This is a genomic window from Stenotrophomonas sp. 2619 (genome assembly GCF_040548725.1).
Taxonomy (GTDB): domain Bacteria; phylum Pseudomonadota; class Gammaproteobacteria; order Xanthomonadales; family Xanthomonadaceae; genus Stenotrophomonas; species Stenotrophomonas maltophilia_AP.
Map to the genome: position 1 here is coordinate 17,994 of NZ_JBEPSF010000011.1, position 18,525 is coordinate 36,518.

At 66.8% G+C, this 18,525-nt stretch carries 16 protein-coding genes; 4 read left to right on the forward strand and 12 right to left on the reverse strand.

The features are described 5' to 3' along the window. Nucleotides 1-8: 8 nt before the first annotated feature. The 8 genes from ABIA71_RS12165 to murJ form a co-directional block, all read right to left on the reverse strand. Nucleotides 9-728: a lysoplasmalogenase gene (locus ABIA71_RS12165; RefSeq protein WP_354285402.1), complete on the reverse strand. Its 720-nt coding sequence runs from the start codon at nt 726-728 to the stop codon at nt 9-11. Next, nucleotides 725-2,608, reverse strand: coding sequence for a M61 family metallopeptidase (locus ABIA71_RS12170; protein WP_354285403.1), 1,884 nt, complete (start codon nt 2,606-2,608; stop codon nt 725-727). The genes ABIA71_RS12165 and ABIA71_RS12170 overlap by 4 nt, the downstream gene beginning before the upstream one ends. 212 nt (nt 2,609-2,820) lie before the next feature. After that, nucleotides 2,821-3,627, reverse strand: a complete 807-nt coding sequence (locus ABIA71_RS12175; protein WP_354285404.1) for a hypothetical protein — start codon at nt 3,625-3,627, stop codon at nt 2,821-2,823. A gap of 208 nt (nt 3,628-3,835) precedes the next feature. Further along, nucleotides 3,836-4,786, reverse strand: coding sequence for a 4-hydroxy-3-methylbut-2-enyl diphosphate reductase (gene ispH, locus ABIA71_RS12180; RefSeq protein ID WP_354285405.1), 951 nt, complete (start codon nt 4,784-4,786; stop codon nt 3,836-3,838). 55 nt (nt 4,787-4,841) lie between these two features. Next, the gene (gene lspA, locus ABIA71_RS12185) at nt 4,842-5,348 is read right to left on the reverse strand and encodes a signal peptidase II (protein ID WP_128095195.1); all 507 of its coding nucleotides are present in this window, start codon (nt 5,346-5,348) and stop codon (nt 4,842-4,844) included. Next, nucleotides 5,348-8,179, reverse strand: coding sequence for an isoleucine--tRNA ligase (gene ileS / locus ABIA71_RS12190; RefSeq protein ID WP_354285406.1), 2,832 nt, complete (start codon nt 8,177-8,179; stop codon nt 5,348-5,350). Before ileS ends, lspA begins: the two co-directional genes overlap by 1 nt. Next, on the reverse strand, nt 8,176-9,123 hold the full coding sequence (locus ABIA71_RS12195) for a bifunctional riboflavin kinase/FAD synthetase (protein ID WP_354285407.1): 948 nt from the start codon (nt 9,121-9,123) through the stop codon (nt 8,176-8,178). The genes ileS and ABIA71_RS12195 overlap by 4 nt, the downstream gene beginning before the upstream one ends. Before the next feature lie 75 nt (nt 9,124-9,198). Further along, nucleotides 9,199-10,803, reverse strand: coding sequence for a murein biosynthesis integral membrane protein MurJ (gene murJ / locus ABIA71_RS12200; RefSeq protein WP_354285408.1), 1,605 nt, complete (start codon nt 10,801-10,803; stop codon nt 9,199-9,201). A gap of 116 nt (nt 10,804-10,919) precedes the next feature. Here murJ and rpsT point away from each other — a divergent pair, with 116 nt between their 5' ends. After that, nucleotides 10,920-11,189, forward strand: a complete 270-nt coding sequence (gene rpsT, locus ABIA71_RS12205; protein WP_019184515.1) for a 30S ribosomal protein S20 — start codon at nt 10,920-10,922, stop codon at nt 11,187-11,189. Nucleotides 11,190-11,553: 364 nt separating this feature from the next. Here rpsT and obgE read toward each other — a convergent pair whose 3' ends face one another. The 3 genes from obgE to rplU form a co-directional block, all read right to left on the reverse strand. Next, nucleotides 11,554-12,606, reverse strand: coding sequence for a GTPase ObgE (gene obgE, locus ABIA71_RS12210; RefSeq protein WP_324817460.1), 1,053 nt, complete (start codon nt 12,604-12,606; stop codon nt 11,554-11,556). 200 nt (nt 12,607-12,806) lie between these two features. Beyond that, nucleotides 12,807-13,067 carry a 50S ribosomal protein L27 gene (gene rpmA, locus ABIA71_RS12215; RefSeq protein WP_038689688.1) on the reverse strand — a complete coding sequence of 87 codons (261 nt, stop codon included), beginning with the start codon at nt 13,065-13,067 and terminating at the stop codon, nt 12,807-12,809. Between the two features lie 15 nt (nt 13,068-13,082). Then, nucleotides 13,083-13,400, reverse strand: a complete 318-nt coding sequence (gene rplU, locus ABIA71_RS12220) for a 50S ribosomal protein L21 (RefSeq protein WP_128095190.1) — start codon at nt 13,398-13,400, stop codon at nt 13,083-13,085. Nucleotides 13,401-13,694: 294 nt separating this feature from the next. Here rplU and uvrA point away from each other — a divergent pair, with 294 nt between their 5' ends. The 3 genes from uvrA (at nt 13,695) to ABIA71_RS12235 (ending at nt 17,994) form a co-directional block, all read left to right on the forward strand. Next, nucleotides 13,695-16,688, forward strand: a complete 2,994-nt coding sequence (gene uvrA / locus ABIA71_RS12225) for an excinuclease ABC subunit UvrA (RefSeq protein ID WP_354285409.1) — start codon at nt 13,695-13,697, stop codon at nt 16,686-16,688. After that, a complete protein-coding gene (locus ABIA71_RS12230; protein WP_354285410.1) occupies nt 16,688-17,095 on the forward strand; it encodes an acyl-CoA thioesterase in 408 nt (135 codons plus the stop codon). Before uvrA ends, ABIA71_RS12230 begins: the two co-directional genes overlap by 1 nt. Before the next feature lie 125 nt (nt 17,096-17,220). Then, complete coding sequence (locus ABIA71_RS12235; protein ID WP_354285411.1) at nt 17,221-17,994, forward strand: enolase; 774 nt, start codon at nt 17,221-17,223, stop codon at nt 17,992-17,994. A gap of 39 nt (nt 17,995-18,033) precedes the next feature. Here the strand turns inward: ABIA71_RS12235 and ABIA71_RS12240 are convergent, their stop codons facing one another. Then, complete coding sequence (locus ABIA71_RS12240) at nt 18,034-18,501, reverse strand: copper chaperone PCu(A)C (RefSeq protein WP_354285583.1); 468 nt, start codon at nt 18,499-18,501, stop codon at nt 18,034-18,036. Between the last annotated feature and the right edge of the window lie 24 nt (nt 18,502-18,525).

An 18,525-nucleotide genomic window follows, 5' to 3' on the forward strand; every position in this document is an offset into this window, starting at 1 on the left:
AGCCGCAATCAACCTCCGCGCGTGCCGTGTGCGCCCGGAACCGATCGCGCAATGCCGTATTGCGCGGCGTAGTACGTACTCAGCACCAGCAGGCTGGCCATCGGCAACCCACCGCCAAAACGGTCCCAAGCCAGCAGGCAATCGCTGGCCACGAACAGCACCGCGCCGCCCGCCGCCCACGCCGTGCCGCGCCGGTCGACGCCCTGCGGTGCCGGCGCGCGCCAGTGCCGCGCCAGCGCGAGGATCGCCATGACCGCCAGCACCACCACGTAGGCCAGCACCGGCACGCGCATGTCGGCCGGCAGGTGCGGCCACAACGCGATGAGGTTGCCCGCGGCGAAGGCACCGAGCAGCACGGCCGCCACGCCCAGTCCGCGCCCGGCGTGGATGCCGGCGCGGAAGGCGATGATGTAGCAGACATGCGCCAGCAGGAACGCGACCAAGCCCGGCACGAAGGCGTCCATCGGCAGCATCAGGGCGATGTCGCCGAGGCAGGACAGGCCCATGCCGGCCAGCACCGCACGGCGGTAGCCGGCTGCTGGCCGTGTTGTTGAGGTGGCCGGGCTGCGGGCGACCTGACCCGCCTGCCATGCGATCGAAGCGATCAACAAGGTAGCGAGTGGTTTGGCCAGCCAGTGCACCCAACGTCCATCGCCGTCCAGGCCCGCGCCGACGATGGCGGCGATGGCCACGGCCACGATGAGTAGATCGCGGCCGCGCGAGGTCATCGGGCTTTCCACAGCTCGGCCAAGCGATCAGGCTTGCCGGCGATGCGCTGCAGCGACGGGTACAGCAGGCCACCGTGGTAGTCCAGGCTCACCGTGTCGATGCGGTCGAAACTGCGCACCAGCAGGGTAATCGGCGCCTTGTCGGTCTTGGCGGCCGTCACCGCGTCCTTCAGCACGTCGCCCTTGAACACGCGCCCGTTGACGGCCAGCACTGTCATGCCCGGTGCCAGGCCGGCGTTGAACGCCGGGCTGTCCCACAGCACGTCGGTCAGCGCCCCGGTGTTGGCCACGCTGACGCCGAGCGAGTACGTCAGGTTGATGCCGGCGGCACGGGTTTCCTGCGCCTTGACCGCGTCGCTCGGGGTATCGGTGTAGACCAGTTTCCAGCCGGCCGCGTCCAACCCGCCGGTGAGCGAACCATGCCCGTCCAGGCGCTCGCGCAGGAAGCTGGCCCAGTCAAACGGCGCGATCCCGTTCAAGGTGTGCACCACGTCCTCGAAGGTGTAGGGATGGACGTTCCAGTCGCCGTCGTTCACGCCGAAGAACGCCTTGGCGAAATCGTCGAGGCTGCGCTTGTTGCCGGTCAGCGCACGCAGCTTGCCTTCCACTTCCAGCCACACCATCTGGCCACCGGAATAGTAGTCCTCGCTCAGCTGGTAGTTGCGGAAGGCCAGCGCGCGACGCTGGGCGATGGTGGGATCGTTGGTGGTGTCCTGCAGCGCGCGCCACGCCAGGCCCGGCCGGCCGCGATCGTAGGTGGCCGCCACGTTGGCGAGGGTTTCGCGGGTCTGCTGCACGCTCCACAACCCCGAGCGCGCGGCCAGCACCTGGCCCCAGAACTGGGTCTGGCCTTCATACAGCCACAGCAGGCTGTCGCCCATCGGCACGTTGAAGTTGGGCGTGGACAGGTCCGCACCGCGCCGGTACTTGCCATTCCAGGAGTGGTTGAACTCGTGCGGCAGCAGGTCGCGGCCCAGCCAGTTCTTGTCCCACTCGGTGAAATAGCCCGGCTCGGCGCTGTTCTCGCTGGAGCGCTGGTGCTCCAGGCCGATGCCGCCGAGCTTGCTGGTCAGCGCCAGCAGGAAGTCGTAATGATCGAAGTGGCGCGCGCCGTACAGCTTGTAGATCTGCTGCACCAGCGCGCGGTGCGCCTGCAGCTGTTCGGGCTTGGCGACCAGCGATTTGGCATCGTCGGCAAACACGTTCAGGCGCACCGGCACCTTGGCGCCCGGATCCAGGTCGAACTGCTGGTAGTAGCGGCCGGCGAACAGCGGCGAATCGACCAGGTGGTCGTAGCTGATCGGCTTGAACACCACGGTGTCACCGTCGCGGCGCTCGGTTTCCAGCGCGGTGGCGTAGTTCCAGCCCTTGGGCAGGGTCACGCTGGCCTGCGCCTGCAGGTTGCGGGTGATCACGCCGGCCGGATACAGCGAGTTGGCGTTCCACTGCAGGTTGAGCATTTCCGGGGTCATCACCACCCGGCCCTGGCTGCCGCCCTGCGACGACAGGAACTTGAACTCGGCCACCACTTCGCTGGCACCGTCGGGCACATTCACCTTGAAGGCGTACACGTCGTACTGATCGCGCGTCCATTGCAGCGGCTTGCCGTTGGCGGTGACCACCAGCCCGGCCACCTTGTCGATCGGGCCACTGGGCGAATGCGCACCGGGCAGCCACTGCGGATACAGCAGGGTGAGCGGGCCAGGCTTGGCCGGAATGGTGGCCTTGACCTTGAAGATGCGCCGGCCGATGTCGCGTGCGTCCACCTCGATGCGCAGCACACCCGGCCAGGCGACATCCTGCGGGGGCGGCGTCTGCGCCTGTACGCCGGTGGCAGTAAGTGCCAGCAGCACGGACAGGACGGTGGTACGCATGTTCATCGGCAACGCTCCGGCGGTGATAGAGGCGATCCTAGCCCTCGCCACTGCCCTGCCCCATGGCCAAAGGTCATGCGTGGGGCAGCGGCCAGAACGGGCAAAGCGACACCCGGCGCGGCGCGTCTGGTGCGCGCCGCGTCGGCAATCGGGTGACCCCGCAGGAAGCAGCCACGCATGGCGTGGCTCTGCCTGCGTAACGACAGCGTATCGGGGGTTTACTGTTTGGCGGTGCCCGCCTGCGGGAGCGACTGGATGACGTTGCCCTTGTCATCCATGAAGGCCAGCGCCGGTTCGCCGCCGGGGCTGACGGTCATCATGATGCGCGGCCGGCCGGCGGCATCGGCCAGGATCAGCGCCGAAGAGTCGCCACGGGTGCGACCCACGAACAACCGCTGGGTCTGTTCGCCGCCGGCGTCTTTCCACTTCTGCCGCAGGGCCTGCTTTTCCGGGCCGGCCGGTGCGGCCTGGTACTGCTGGTAGAGCGCGTCGTAGTCCTGGTGCAGGCCGCGGTCGTAGACCGACAACCCGGTTTCCATGTGGCCATTGACTTCGTAGTGATGCACCGCCAACTGCTGGTCGCCGCCGAAGCGGTCCATCGACAAGTGCACGCCCGCGCTGGGCTTGCCCTTCGCATCCAGCTTGCCGTCGTAGATCAGGCCTCCAACCTCATCACCCACGCCGTTGTAGAACAACATGCCCGGCATGGGACCCCGACCGCTCTTGATCTCCTTGCCGTCGACGACCGGCTCCGGCAGCAGCCCGCGCGCGGCAATGACCATGGAACGGCCGCCGTCGGCGCCGACGATGTTGATCCTGGCCACGTTGATCTCGTCGAAGGTGGCGCGCGATGGCGGCGTCCGCGCGCCCATCAGCGCCAGTGCACCGCCCACGGTCAGCACCCCGCCAAGCACCAGCTTCAACAGTCGGTTCTGGGTGCGCAACTGGTGGAACAGCGCGGCGACGTCATCTTGGCCGCTCTTCATTGCTGCCGGCGCGGTGGCCGGCGTTGCCTGCTTGCTCATCCTTCACTCCTTGTGTGGCTCGATCCATGGCGGCACGGCCGCTCCCTGCGCGCCACGCTGATGCGCATGACGCGTTCATCCATGCTCGACCGTGGCCAACGCGGTCGTCAAGGCCCGTTCCTCACGATGCCGGTTGGCGGCGCAGGCCCAGCAACAACAAGGCCCGCATTCGCGGGCCTTGGCGGGGACACTGACGCAGCGACGTGGCTCAGCTGATCAACCGCAGCCGTAGTTCCTTGGGCAGCGCGAACACCATCGATTCCGGCTCGCCGTCGAGTTCGCCGACGCCGGTGGCACCCAGTTCCTTCAAGCGTGCGATCACGCCGTCCACCAGCACCTGCGGTGCCGAGGCGCCAGCGGTCAGGCCGATGTGCTTCTTGCCTGCCACCCATGCCGGGTCGATTTCGTGGGCGCCGTCGATCAGGTACGACTCCACGCCTTCACGGCGCGCCAGTTCACTGAGACGGTTGGAGTTGGAGCTGTTCGGCGAGCCCACCACCAGCACCAGGTCGCAGCGCTGGGCCAGGTCGCGCACGGCGTCCTGGCGGTTCTGGGTGGCGTAGCAGATGTCGTCGTTCTTCGGCCCCTGCATGGCCGGGAAGCGCGCCCGCATGGCCTCGATGATGCCGCGCGTGTCGTCCACCGACAGCGTGGTCTGGGTGGTGTAGGCGAAGTTTTCCGGCTGCTCGATCTCCAGCGTGGCCACGTCTTCAACGTCTTCCACCAGGTAGATCCGGCCGGTGCCGCGCTCGCGGTTCCACTGGCCCATGGTGCCTTCCACTTCCGGGTGGCCGGCGTGGCCGATCAGCACCACGTCGCGGCCGGCCCGGCAGTGGCGGGCCACTTCCAGGTGTACCTTGGTGACCAGCGGGCAGGTGGCATCGAACACTTTCAGGCCACGGCGCTCGGCTTCCTGGCGCACGGCCTGGGACACGCCGTGGGCGCTGAAGATGACGGTGTTGTCGTCGGGCACTTCGTCGAGTTCCTCGACGAAGATCGCACCGCGCGCCTTCAGGTCATCCACCACGAAACGGTTGTGCACGACCTCGTGGCGCACGTAGATCGGCGCCCCAAGGGTCTCGATCGCGCGCTTGACGATCTCGATCGCACGATCGACACCGGCACAGAAACCACGCGGATTGGCGAGCAACACGTCCATCGGTCAGATACTCCGGCCGGCACGCGGCCGGTTGATTGCAGGAAACAGGAGGGAATTATCCCGCTTTTTTCTCGGACTTGCCGTCGAACAGGCCAAACACAGCGATCCCGACCGCGCCGACCACGATCGCCGCGTCGGCGATGTTGAACGAGGGCCAGTAATGGTCACCGATGTGCCACTGGATGAAATCCACCACGTGGCCGTGCATCAGCCGGTCGATCACGTTGCCGATCGCCCCGCCGATCACCAGCGCGTAAGGCACTGCGCTGCGCCAGTGGGCACGGGCGGTGCGCGACAGCCAGAACGCCATCAGGCCACTGATGCCCACCGCCAGCGCGGTGAAGAACCACAGCTGCCAGCCACCAGCATCGCTCAGGAAGCTGAATGCCGCACCGGTGTTGTAGGTGCGGAACCAGTTCCAGAAGCCCTCGATGACCACCACTGGCTGGTACTCGGGCAGGCTGGACAGCACCCAGGCCTTGCTCCACTGGTCCAGGCCGATGATCGCCACCGACAGCAGCAACCACACCAACGCATTGGGACGCGGACGGACGGCGCTCATCAGAACCACCGCCGATCTTCGCCGGCACCGTCGATGTTGGTCACGCAGCGACCGCACAGTTCCGGATGGGCCGCCACCGTGCCCACGTCGGCACGGTAATGCCAACAGCGCACGCACTTGGTTTTTTCAGTCGGCTGCGCGCTGACAAACACCTCATCGGTGGTCGCCGGGCGCACTTGCACATCGCCACTGATCAGCAGGAAGCGCAGTTCGTCCGCCAGCGGCTGCCAGCGGGCGGCGGTGTCCGCGTCGGCGGCCACGGTGATCTCCGCTTCCAGCGCCGCACCGATGGCACCGTTGGCGCGCATCGGCTCGAGCACCTTGGACACCTGCTCGCGCAGGGCCAGCAGCTGGTCGAAATCGGCGGCGGTGAGCGGCGCGTCGGCCGGCAGCGGTTCCAGACCGTCGTACCAGGTGGCAAACAGCACGTTGTCCTTGCGTTCGCCCGGCAGGTAGCCCCACAGCTCGTCGGCGGTGAAGCTCAGGATCGGGGCGATCCAGCGGGTGAACGCTTCGGCGATGTGGTACATCGCGGTCTGCGCCGAGCGGCGGCCGCGCGAGTCCACCGGCATGGTGTACAGCCGGTCCTTGGTGACGTCCAGGTACAGCGAGCCCAGGTCGACGCTGCAGAAGTTCAGCAGCAGCTGCACGATCTCGGCCATGGTGTAGCTGGTGTAGGCGGCCTTGATCTTCTCCTGCACCTCGAAGGCGCGATGCACGATCCAGCGGTCCAGCGCGACCATGTCGGCCGGTGCCACCCGATGCTGGGCCGGGTCGAAGCCGTCCAGGTTGCCCAGCAGGAAGCGCGCGGTGTTGCGCAGGCGCCGGTAGGCGTCGGCATTGCGCTTGAGGATCTCCTGCGACAGCGACATTTCATTGCTGTAGTCGGCCGAGGCGATCCACAGGCGCAGGATGTCCGCGCCCAGCGTCTTCATGATGTCCTGCGGCTCGATGCCGTTGCCCAGCGACTTGGACATCTTGCGGCCCTTCTCATCCACGGTGAAGCCATGGGTGAGGCACTGCTTGTACGGGGCATGCTTGTCGATGGCCACGCCGGTGAGCAGCGAGGACTGGAACCAGCCGCGGTGCTGGTCCGAGCCTTCCAGGTACAGGTCGGCCGGCTTGCCGAAGCCTCGCGCCAGCAGCACGCCTTCGTGGGTCACGCCGGAATCGAACCACACATCCAGGATGTCGGTGACCTTCTCGTACTGCGCGGCGTCGTCGCCGAGCAGCTCGGCGCTGTCCAGCGAATACCAGACGTCGATGCCGCCCCGCTCCACGCGGTCGGCCACCTGCTGCATCAGTTCAACGGTGCGCGGATGCGGCTCGCCGGTTTCGCGGTGGGTGAACATCGCGATCGGCACGCCCCAGGTGCGCTGGCGGCTGATGCACCAGTCCGGGCGCCCTTCGACCATGCCGCCGATGCGGGCCTTGCCCCAGCTCGGGAACCAGCCGACGTTGTCGATGGCGGCCATCGCATCGCTGCGCAGGTTGGCCTTGTCCATCGAGATGAACCACTGCGGGGTGGCGCGGAACACCACCGGCGTCTTGTGACGCCAGCAGTGCGGGTAGCTGTGCACGATCTCGACGAAGGCCAGCAGCGCGCCGGACGCGCGCAGCGCGTCGACGATCAGCGGCTGTGCCTTCCACAGGTGCACACCGGCCAGTTCGACATCGCCAGCCGGCGGCGTCGAAGACAGGTACACGCCGCGGCCGTCGACCGGGTTGATCTGGCCTGCGTTGTACTTCTCCATCAGCCCGTACTGCTGGCTGACCACGAAGTCTTCCTGGCCGTGGCCGGGGGCGGTGTGCACCGCGCCGGTACCGTCTTCATCGGAGACGTGGTCGCCGTTGAGCAGCGGAATGTCGCGGGTGGCATAGAACGGATGGGCCAGCAGCAGGTTTTCCAGCGCGGCGCCGGTGGCACGACCGTGCACGACCAGGTCTTCCAGGCCGTAGCGCTGCAGCGAACGCTCGGCCAGTGCGGCGGCAAGCACCAACCAACGGCGCGCGCCGTTGTGGGCCGGACCTTCGGCCAGCACGTACTCGATCTCCGCACCGAGGGACACCGCCAGCGAGGCCGGCAGCGTCCACGGGGTGGTGGTCCAGATCGGCACGGCTACCTCGACATCGGCCGGCAGGGTCGCGCCGAAGCGCGCGGCCAGCTGCTGGGAATCACGCGCGGCGTAGGCCACGTCGATCGCCGGCGAGGTCTTGTCCTGGTATTCGATTTCCGCTTCCGCCAGCGCCGAGCCGCAGTCGAAGCACCAATGCACCGGCTTGGCGCCGCGCACGATGTGGCCGTTGGCGAACACCTTGGACAGCGCGCGGATCTCGTTGGCCTCGAAGTCGAAGCTCAGCGTCTTGTACGGGTTGTCCCAATCACCGATCACGCCCAGGCGCTTGAAGTCGCGGCGCTGCAGCTCGATCTGCTCTTCGGCGAATTCGCGGCACTTCTGGCGGAACTGCTCGGCGTCCAGCTTGACCCCGACCTTGCCCCACTTCTTCTCGACCGCGATCTCGATCGGCAGGCCGTGGCAATCCCAGCCCGGCACGTAGGGCGCATCGAAGCCGGCCAGGTAGCGCGACTTGACGATGATGTCCTTGAGGATCTTGTTGACCGCGTGGCCCAGGTGGATCTGGCCGTTGGCATAGGGCGGGCCGTCGTGCAGCACGAACAGCGGGCGACCCTGCGCGTTGTCGCGCAGGCGGGCGTACAGGCCCTCGTCTTCCCAGCGCGACAGAATGCCCGGCTCGCGCTTGGGCAGGTCGCCGCGCATCGGGAATTCGGTTGCCGGCAGATGAAGGGTGGCTTTGTAGTCCTGGCTCACGCAGTGGCTCGCAATCTGTGTTCGGAAAGGATGTGACGCGCCTGTTCGGCGTCACGGTGCATCTGGTCGGTCAACGCGGCCAGATCTTGGAACTTCTCTTCGTCGCGCAGCTTGGCGACGAATTCCACTTCAATATGACGACCGTACAGGTCGCCCTGGAAATCGAACAGGTGCGCTTCCAGCAGCGGCTCCACGCCGTCCACGGTGGGACGGGTGCCGAAGCTGGACACCGACGGCCACGGCTGGTCGAACACGCCGTGCACCCAGGTGGCGTAGATGCCCGACAGCGCCGGGGTCTTGGGGAAGCGCAGGTTCGCCGTCGGGAAGCCCAGCGTACGGCCCAGCTGGCGCCCGCGCACTACCCGGCCCCCGATCGAATACGGACGGCCGAGCAGGTCGTTGGCGTGGGTGAAGTTGCCCTCGCGCAACAGCTGGCGGATGCGGGTGCTGGAAATGCGCTCGCCGTGCAGGTCCACCGGCTCGATTTCCCCGGCGGTGAAGCCGCGCTCCGCGCCCATGGCCTGCAACAGCGCCAGGTCGCCGCGACGGCGGTTGCCGAAGCAGAACTCCGGCCCGATCCAGACTTCCCGCGCACTCAGGCGCTGCACCAGCAGCTGCTGGACGAAGTCTTCGGCCTGCATGGCGGCCATGCGCGCATCGAAGCGCAGCAGGCCCACTGCATCCACGCCCAGTTCGTTGAGCATGGCCACTTTGTCGCGGGCCAGGGTCAGCCGCGGCGGCGGCTCGCCCTGGGCGAAGTACTCGCGCGGCAACGGTTCGAACGCCACCGCCACGGCGGCCACGCCCAACGCGCGGGCGCGCGCCACCGCATGCCGCACCAACGCACGATGGCCAAGATGCAGGCCGTCGAATGCGCCGATGCAGACCACGCTTCCGTGCGGGAACAGTGGCCCGCCTTCAATGCTTCTGAACAACCTGCTCATCAACTGGGAATCGGGCCCACCAGGGCCGATGGAGTGCAAGGGATAGCCATGAAGTATAGCCGGGGTGTCCACGGATCAATGCTCGCGCAGGTGGCGCGGGCGGAACCCCATCGCCACCAGGGCCACCAGGTAGGTCAGGCCGCCGCCGCCGACCAGCAGCGCGAGGTTGCCCATCCGGTGCCACTTGTCCATCTCGGTGAAGCCGGACATGCCGTGCAGCAGGGCCAGCAGCACCGCCACCATGGCCGCGCAGGCCAGGCTCAGGCGGGTCACGTAGCCGGCCCAGCCGGGCTTGCGCTGGTACACATCGGTCTTGCCCAGCCAGTACCAGAGCAGGCCAAGGTTCAGGTAACTGGACAGCGCGCTGGCGATGCCCAGCGCCAGATGCAGGCCCGGCTGCTTGCCCAGCGCGACCCACACGCCCTGCGCCTTCAGCGCGTCCGGCACCATCACCTGGTACAGCACGGCCAGCAGGAGGAAGTTGAAGACCATGTTGGCCACCAGCGCGACGATACCGGCGCGGACCGGGGTGCGGGTGTCCTGGCGCGCGTAGAACGCCGGCAGCACCACCTTGAGCAGCGCGAATGCCGGCAGGCCGAAGCTCAGGCCGTAGACCGACAACGCGGTCATGCGGGTGTCGAAGGCAGTGAACTCCTTGTACTGGAACAGCGTGGCGATCAGCGGCTCGGCCAGCAGCACCAGGCCCAGCATGGCCGGCACCGAAATCAGCAGGGTCGTGCGCAGGCCCCAGTCCAGCGCGCTGGAGAAGCCGGCCTTGTCGGTGCTGACGTGGTGGCGGGCCAGCGCCGGCAGGATCACCGTGCCCAGCGCCACGCCGAACACGCCCAGCGGCAGCTCCAGGAAGCGGTCGGCCAGTGACAGCCAGGACTGCGAGCCGTCGGTGAGCTTGGCGGCGATCACGGTATCCAGCAGCAGGTTGATCTGGGCCACCGAGGAGCCGAACAGGGTCGGCACCATCAGGGTGAGCACCTTGCGCACGCCCGGATGCCGCCAGCCCCAGCGCGGCAGGGTCAGCAGGTTGATGCCCTTCAGCGACGGCAGCTGGAACAGCAGCTGCAGCAGGCCCGCCGCCAGCACCGCCCAGCCCAGGGCCAGGATCTGCTTCTCCGGGGTGCCGCCCAGCCGGGGCGCCAGCCACACCGCGCCGGCGATCATGCACAGGTTGAGGATGACCGGGGTCAGCGCCGGCATCGCAAAGCGCTGGAAGCTGTTCAGGGCGCCGCCCGCCAGCGCGGTCAGCGACACGAACAGCAGGAACGGGAAGGTCAGCCGGAACAGGTCCACCAGCAGGCCATGCTTGGCCGGGTCGGTGTCCACCCCGCTGGAGAACAGGGTCGCCAGTTGCGGCGCGAAGATCAGCGCCAGCGCGGTGACCAGCATCAACACGCCACCCAGGGTGCCGGCCACCCGCGACATCAGCTCGCGCAGCTCGGTGTGGGGGCGGGTTTCCTTCACTTCCGTGAACACAGGCACGAAGGCGGTGGCGAACGAGCCCTCCGCGAACAGCCGGCGGAGGAAGTTGGGCACCCGGAAGGCCACCCAGAAGGCATCGGTGACCGCATTGGTGCCGAACGTGGTGGTGATGACCTGGTCGCGAACCAGCCCCAACACCCGCGAAATCATGGTCATGCTGCTGAAAGACAGCAGACCCCGCAACATCCTTGGTGAACTCACCCGTGTTCCCTCTTGACAATTGACTTGACGTACATTTTTCGAGCCATCATACTTTCCAGCTTGCTGTTCCCATTACACCGATTTTTCAGGAAACCACCACTGTGGCCAATATCAAGTCCGCCAAGAAGCGCGCCAAGCAGACCGTCGTGCGCAACGCGCGCAATACGGCTCAGCGTTCGATGCTGCGCACCGCTGTCAAGAAGGTGATCAAGGCTCTGGATGCCAATGACGCCGCCGGCGCCGAGGCAGCCTTCGCTGTTGCCCAGCCGATCCTCGACCGTTTCAGCTCGCGTGGTCTGATCCACAAGAACAAGGCTGCTCGCCACAAGAGCCGCCTGACCGCGCGCATCAAGGCCATCAAGGCTGCCTGATACGGCGCTGCGGGTGTCGTAGAGCCACGCCACGCGTGGCTTCGACCCAGCCGCAGAAAAAGACCCGGCCCCGGCCGGGTTTTTTGTTGCCCGCAGATCCGTAACGCCAGATTCTGCCCGGCTGCACGCAAGCCAAGCCGTAGCGCCGGGCTCTGCCCGGCTGCCCTTCGCGGCGATATCAGGAACGCCGAACGCCAGCCGGGCCGTAGCGCCGGGCTCTGCCCGGCTGCCCTTCGCGGCGATATCGTGAACGTTGGACGCCAGCCGGGCAGAGCCCGGCTCTACGAGGCCATGCACACGCGGCGCGGGCGCACCACAGAAAAACCCGGCCGCAGCCGGGTTGTTCAGGGGCGCGCGGAGGCGCTCAGTACGCATCGCGCGCTTGCGCCTCGTCTTCCTTCTGGCGATCGAAGAAGGCCATGATGTTGGTCATGATCGGCCAGGTGCCTTCACGGCCCAGCGCCGAGACCAGGTACCACGGCTGGGTCCAGCCCAGCTCGGCGACGATCTTCTCGGCCGCGGCCTTGGCCTCGTCCTCGAACATCAGGTCGGCCTTGTTCAGCACCAGCCAGCGCGGCTTGTCCAGCAGCTCCGGATCGTGCTTTTCCAGCTCGCGCTCGATCGCACGGACCTGCTCGATCGGCGAAACACCTTCCACGCCACCTTCCATCGGCGAGATGTCCACCAGGTGCAGCAGCAGGCGGGTGCGCTGCAGGTGGCGCAGGAACTGCGCACCCAGGCCGGCACCGTCGGCCGCCCCTTCGATCAGGCCGGGAATGTCGGCGATGACGAAGCTGCGGTAATTTTCAACGCGCACCACACCCAGGTTCGGGTACAGCGTGGTGAACGGGTAATCGGCCACCTTCGGGGTGGCAGCGGACACCGCACGGATCAGCGTGCTCTTGCCGGCATTGGGGAAGCCCAGCAGGCCCACGTCGGCCAGCAGCTTCAGCTCCAGCTTGAGCAGGCGCTCTTCACCCTCTTCGCCCGGCAGCGCCTGGCGCGGCGAACGGTTGGTGGAGCTCTTGAAGTGCATGTTGCCCAGGCCGCCGCGGCCGCCCTTGGCCACCAGCAGGCGGTCGTCGTGCTGGGTCAGGTCGCCGATGACTTCATCGGTGGCCACGTTCATGACCACGGTGCCGACCGGCACGGTGATGACCAGGTCTTCGCCGCCCTTGCCGTAGGCCTGGCGGCCCATGCCGTTCTCACCGCGCTGCGCCTTGAAGATGCGCTCGTGGCGGAAGTCGACCAGGGTGTTCAGGTTGGCGTCGGCGCGGATCCAGACGTTGCCGCCATTGCCACCATCGCCACCGTCCGGGCCGCCCAGCGGAATGAACTTCTCGCGACGGAAACCGACGCAGCCGTTGCCGCCATTGCCGGCGGTGACCTGGATTTCTGCTTCGTCTACAAGTTTCATGATTCTGGATGCCAACTGGAGGCGGCGGGCAGCGGATGCACCCGACCGCAGAGTCTAACGTCCCCGGTACGATCCGTGGACGGTGGCGGGAAGGATCCCCGCCCATGTTCGAACAAAAACAAAAAACAAAAACCCCGCCGAAGCGGGGCTTTCGTCAGCGGCCCCACGCGCTAGGCGTGGGCGCCTGCGTATCGCGAAGATCAGGCTTCGGCGACGACGCTGACGGTACGACGCTTCTTCGGGCCCTTGACCGAGAACTCCACCTTGCCGTCGACGAGCGCGAACAGGGTGTGGTCACGGCCGAGGCCAACGCCGCTACCCGGGTGGAACTGGGTGCCGCGCTGACGCACGATGATGTTGCCGGCATCGATGGCCTGGCCACCGAAGATCTTGACGCCGAGGTACTTCGGGTTGGAGTCGCGACCGTTGCGCGAAGAGCCTACGCCTTTTTTATGTGCCATGACTGGTTCTCCTTATTACTTGCTGCCACCGGCAATGCCGGTGATCTCGATTTCGGTGTAGTACTGACGGTGACCCTGGCGCTTCATGTGGTGCTTGCGGCGACGGAACTTGATGATCCGGACCTTGTCAGCACGACCCTGGGACACGACCTTGGCAGTGACCGAAGCGCCGCTCAGCGCGTCGCCCAGCTTGATGCCGTCGCTGTCACCCAGCATCAGGATGGTGTCGAACGTGATCTCGTTGCCGACGTCGGCTTCGAGTTTTTCGACGCGGAGCGTTTCGCCCTGCGCCACGCGGTATTGCTTACCGCCGGTTACCAGTACTGCGTACATGACCAGACTTCCTCTGTAGTTATTGTGGTCTATGGACTGCCGCCATCGAGGGCAGACAGAAGCGGGATTTTAATGACTGGTAGTGGGTCGGGTCAAGTCACCCCCCGCCTTGCCCTGTCTGGGGCTGAATCCTGTTCAGGTAACGCCCCGGGAGGTCTCAGGCGGTGAGACCCGGGGCTGGCAATGTGCGCGATTGCCCCCAAATCCCAAGCTCGGTAGGCTGACCGATTGCCGTCTCCGCTTGCCCCACCCGCTTGCCGGCCCTCCGGGCCAGAGCCCCACAACGGATCCCCCATGGCGATGGATTTCATCCGCATCCGCGGCGCGCGGACGCACAACCTCAAGAACATCGATCTCGACCTGCCCCGCGACAAGCTGATTGTCATCACCGGCCTGTCCGGCTCGGGCAAGTCCTCGTTGGCGTTCGACACCATCTACGCTGAAGGCCAGCGCCGCTACGTGGAATCGCTGTCGGCGTACGCCCGGCAGTTCCTGAGCGTGATGGAAAAGCCGGACCTGGACCACATCGAGGGCCTGTCCCCGGCGATCTCGATCGAGCAGAAGTCGACCTCGCACAACCCGCGTTCCACCGTGGGCACCATCACCGAGATCTACGACTACCTGCGCCTGCTGTACGCCCGCGTCGGCAGCCCGCGCTGCCCCGACCACGGCTACCCGCTGGAAGCCCAGACGGTCAGCCAGATGGTCGACCACGTGCTCAGCCTGGACGCCGAGCAGCGCTACATGCTGCTGGCCCCGGTGATCCGCGAGCGCAAGGGCGAGCACGCCCAGGTGTTCGACCAGCTGCGCGCGCAGGGCTTCGTGCGCGTGCGCGTGGACGGCGTCCTGCATGAAATCGACGCGGTACCGCCGCTGGCACTGCGCCAGAAGCACACCATCGAGGCGGTGATCGACCGCTTCCGCCCGCGCGAGGACATCAAGCAGCGCCTGGCCGAGAGCTTCGAAACCGCGCTGAAGCTGGGCGACGGCATGGTCTCGGTGCAGTCGCTGGACGTCGAAGACGCGCCCGCGCACCTGTTCTCGTCCAAGTACAGCTGCCCGGTCTGCGACTACTCGCTGCCGGAGCTGGAACCGCGCCTGTTCTCGTTCAATTCGCCGGTGGGCGCCTGCCCGGGCTGCGACGGGCTGGGCATGGCCGAGTTCTTCGACCCCTCGCGCGTGGTGGTGCACCCGGAGCTGTCGCTGTCGGCCGGTGCCGTGCGCGGCTGGGACCGCCGCAATGCGTACTACTTCCAGCTGATCGCCTCGCTGGCCAAGCACTACAAGTTCGACACCGATGCGGCCTGGCAGACCCTGCCCGAGGACGTGCGCCAGGCCGTGCTGTACGGCAGCGGCGAAGAGACCATCACCTTCACCTACTTCACCGAAGCCGGTGGCCGCACCCAGCGCAAGCACCGCTTCGAGGGCATCATTCCGAACCTGGAACGCCGCTACAAGGAAACCGAATCGGCGGCGGTGCGCGAGGAACTGGCCAAGTACATCAGCGAGCGCAACTGCCCTGAATGCCAGGGCCAGCGCCTGAACAAGGCTGCGCGCAACGTGTTCGTGGCCGACCGTGCGCTGCCGGAACTGGTGGTGCTGCCGATCGACGAAGCGCTGAAGTTCTTCAGCGGCATGACCCTGCCCGGCTGGCGCGGCGAGATCGCCGGCAAGATCGTCAAGGAGATCGGCGAACGCCTGGGCTTCCTGGTCGACGTGGGCCTGGATTACCTCACCCTGGAACGCAAGGCCGACACCCTGTCCGGCGGCGAGGCCCAGCGCATCCGCCTGGCCAGCCAGATCGGCGCCGGCCTGGTCGGCGTGATGTACGTGCTCGATGAGCCGTCCATCGGCCTGCACCAGCGCGACAACGAACGCCTGCTCGGCACCCTCACCCGCCTGCGTGACCTGGGCAATACGGTGATCGTGGTCGAGCACGACGAAGACGCCATCCGCCTGGCCGACTACGTGCTGGACATCGGGCCGGGCGCGGGCGTGCATGGCGGCGAGATCGTCGGCCAGGGCACCCTGCAGGACATCCTGGACGCGCCGCGTTCGCTCACCGGGCAGTACCTGTCGGGCAAGCGCGCCATCGAGATTCCCGCGCGCCGGCACAAGCCCAACCCGAAGATGACCCTGCACCTGCGCGGTGCCAGCGGCAACAACCTCAAGGGCGTGGACCTGGACATTCCGTCGGGCCTGCTGACCTGCATCACCGGCGTGTCCGGCTCGGGCAAGTCGACCCTGATCAACGACACCCTGTTCTCGCTGGCTGCCAACGAGATCAACGGCTCTTCGCACGCGATCGCGCCGTACAAGGAGGTCGAAGGCCTGGACCTGTTCGACAAGGTCGTGGACATCGACCAGTCGCCGATCGGCCGCACCCCGCGCTCGAACCCGGCCACCTACACCGGCCTGTTCACGCCGCTGCGCGAACTGTACGCACAGGTGCCCGAAGCGCGTGCGCGCGGCTATTCGCCGGGGCGCTTCAGCTTCAACGTGCGTGGTGGCCGCTGCGAAGCGTGCCAGGGCGATGGCCTGATCAAGGTGGAAATGCACTTCCTGCCCGACGTGTACGTGCCCTGCGATGTGTGCCATGGCAAGCGCTACAACCGTGAAACGCTGGAGATCCTGTACAAGGGCTTCAACATCAACGACGTGCTGCAGATGACCGTCGAAGATGCGCTGAAGCTGTTCGAGCCGGTGCCGAGCATCGCGCGCAAGCTGGAAACGCTGGTCGACGTGGGCCTGAGCTACATCAAGCTGGGCCAGAGCGCGACCACGCTGTCCGGTGGCGAGGCGCAGCGCGTGAAGCTGTCCAAGGAACTGTCGCGGCGCGATACCGGCCGCACCCTGTACATCCTGGATGAGCCCACCACCGGCCTGCACTTCCATGACATCGAGGCGCTGCTCGGCGTGCTGCACAAGCTGCGCGACGAAGGCAACACGGTGGTGGTGATCGAGCACAACCTGGACGTGATCAAGACCGCCGACTGGATCGTCGATCTGGGTCCGGAAGGCGGCCACCGTGGTGGCACCATCCTGGTCACCGGTACGCCGGAAGACGTGGCGGCCTGCCCGACCTCGTACACCGGACAGTTCCTGGCCAAGATGCTGCCCTCGATCAGTGCCCGCCCGCAGCAGCCCGCCGCGATGGCCAACAAGCCCGATGCGCGCCCGCCCCGCAAGGCCAAGCCGGAGAAGCCGGCCAAGAAGGCCGCCGCGGCCAAGAGCACCGGCAAGGCCAGCAAGACCAGCACCGCCAGCAAGAAGAAGAAGGACGCCTGATGAGCAGCGAACACAAGATCCTGGCCCGCGTACCGATCAGCGTGCGCTGGCGTGACATGGACAGCATGGGCCACGTCAACAACGCCAAGTACATCTCCTACCTGGAAGAGGCGCGCGTGCGCTGGATGCTGGGCGTGGACGGCGTGTCGATGACCGACCGCATCGCCCCGGTGGTGGCGGCCACCAACGTCAACTACCGCCTGCCGATCGTGTGGCCCAACGACATCGTGGTGGAGCTGTTCGTGGAACGCCTCGGCAACAGCAGCGTCACCATCGGCCATCGCATCGTGGACCAGAAGGACGACACCAGGCTGTATTCGGATGGCAACGTGGTGGTGGTGTGGATGGACACCCAGACCGGCAAGAGCGCGCCGCTGCCCGACGCGATCCGCACCGCGTCCACCTGAAGGTAGTGCCGGCCGCTGGCCGGCAACCTCAAGACCCCGGATGGATGTGCATGGTTGCCGGCCAGCGGCCGGCACCACCGGGATTTCCTCGGGCGCCGTTAACGTGTTGTATGCAAAGGATCGCCATGTTTCATCAGACCGATGTCCGCGTGTTGCAGCCGGGGCTCACGCCGTTTCCCGTCGATGTGTTCGCCCCCGACCAGCCCTGGCTGGCCGACCATCTGCTGCCGTTGATCGCCATCGACCTGGGCCTGCTGCGGCCGGAACTGGCCGGGAGCGTGGTCACGCTGCTGTGCCCGATCGAACCATACGAAGGCTGCCTGGGCGATGGCACCGAGGCGCACCACAACGCCTTCACCAGCAGCAACTGGCTGGCCTTCGAACTGCAGGACGACAACCGACTGCGCTTCCTCGGCAACGAAGGCTATTTCCAGCGCGCGCCGCAGAACAGCGAGGCGCTGCCCGTCGATGAGGACCTGCGTGAGCACGCCGCGGAAATGCAGGACAGCCATGCCGCAGCCCGTGCGTATTTCCAGCAGCACGGCGTGCTGGTCAGCGGCGTGGACGTCGATGACGAAGACGAAGCGCCGCAGCAGCAGGCCTACCTGGACAATCTGGGCGGTCCGTTCTGGTACGGCAACTGGACCGACTACAGCACGATCCCGTCGGCATTCCGGATCGACGACCTGGCCGGCACCACGCAGCGCGGCAGCCTGCACTTCCGCAACGACAGCGCGCATCTTCCCGACGACGGCGTCCGCATCACGCGCGACGGCGAGCCATTTTTCCATGTCGCCGATGTCGCGTCCTACAACTGGTGCGCCGGCGGCGCCGACGCGATCCTGATGTTCTATGCGCCGCGCAGCCGCACGGTGCTGTTTACCTTCGACTGGTCGTAACGCCGGTCAATCGGGCGTCTGGAACATCCCATGCCCGCCTCACGGCACCGCTTTGCGCACCTGCAAGGTGCCGTCCACCTTGCGCCCATCGTCAAGGCTGAGCCGCAGCGGCAGCGCGGCGCCCTCCTTCAAGGCCACCTCCGGTTGCATCAGCATCAGGTGCAGGCCACCGGGTTTCAGCTCGACCGTGGCGCCGGCCGCAATCGGCAGCCGCTCCACTTCGCGCATGCGGCTGATGCCCTCCACCAGCGTCGTTTCATGTAACGACACGTCTCCGAACGCCTTGCTCCCGGCGCCGATTACCACCACCGCGCTGCGGCAGTCGTTGCGGATCTTGCCGTAGCCGGCTGCCATCGGCATCGGCCCCGGCGGCAGCCGCACCCAGCCCTCCCGCACCGACACGCAGGCCGGCTCGGCGGCGGCGGCGGCGGCGGCGGCGGCGGCGGCGGCCGATGTTGCGAGCGCACACACGCTCAACAATACGCACGCGAATGGTTTGGTTATCATCGCCTCAGTTCCCTGTCCGCAACG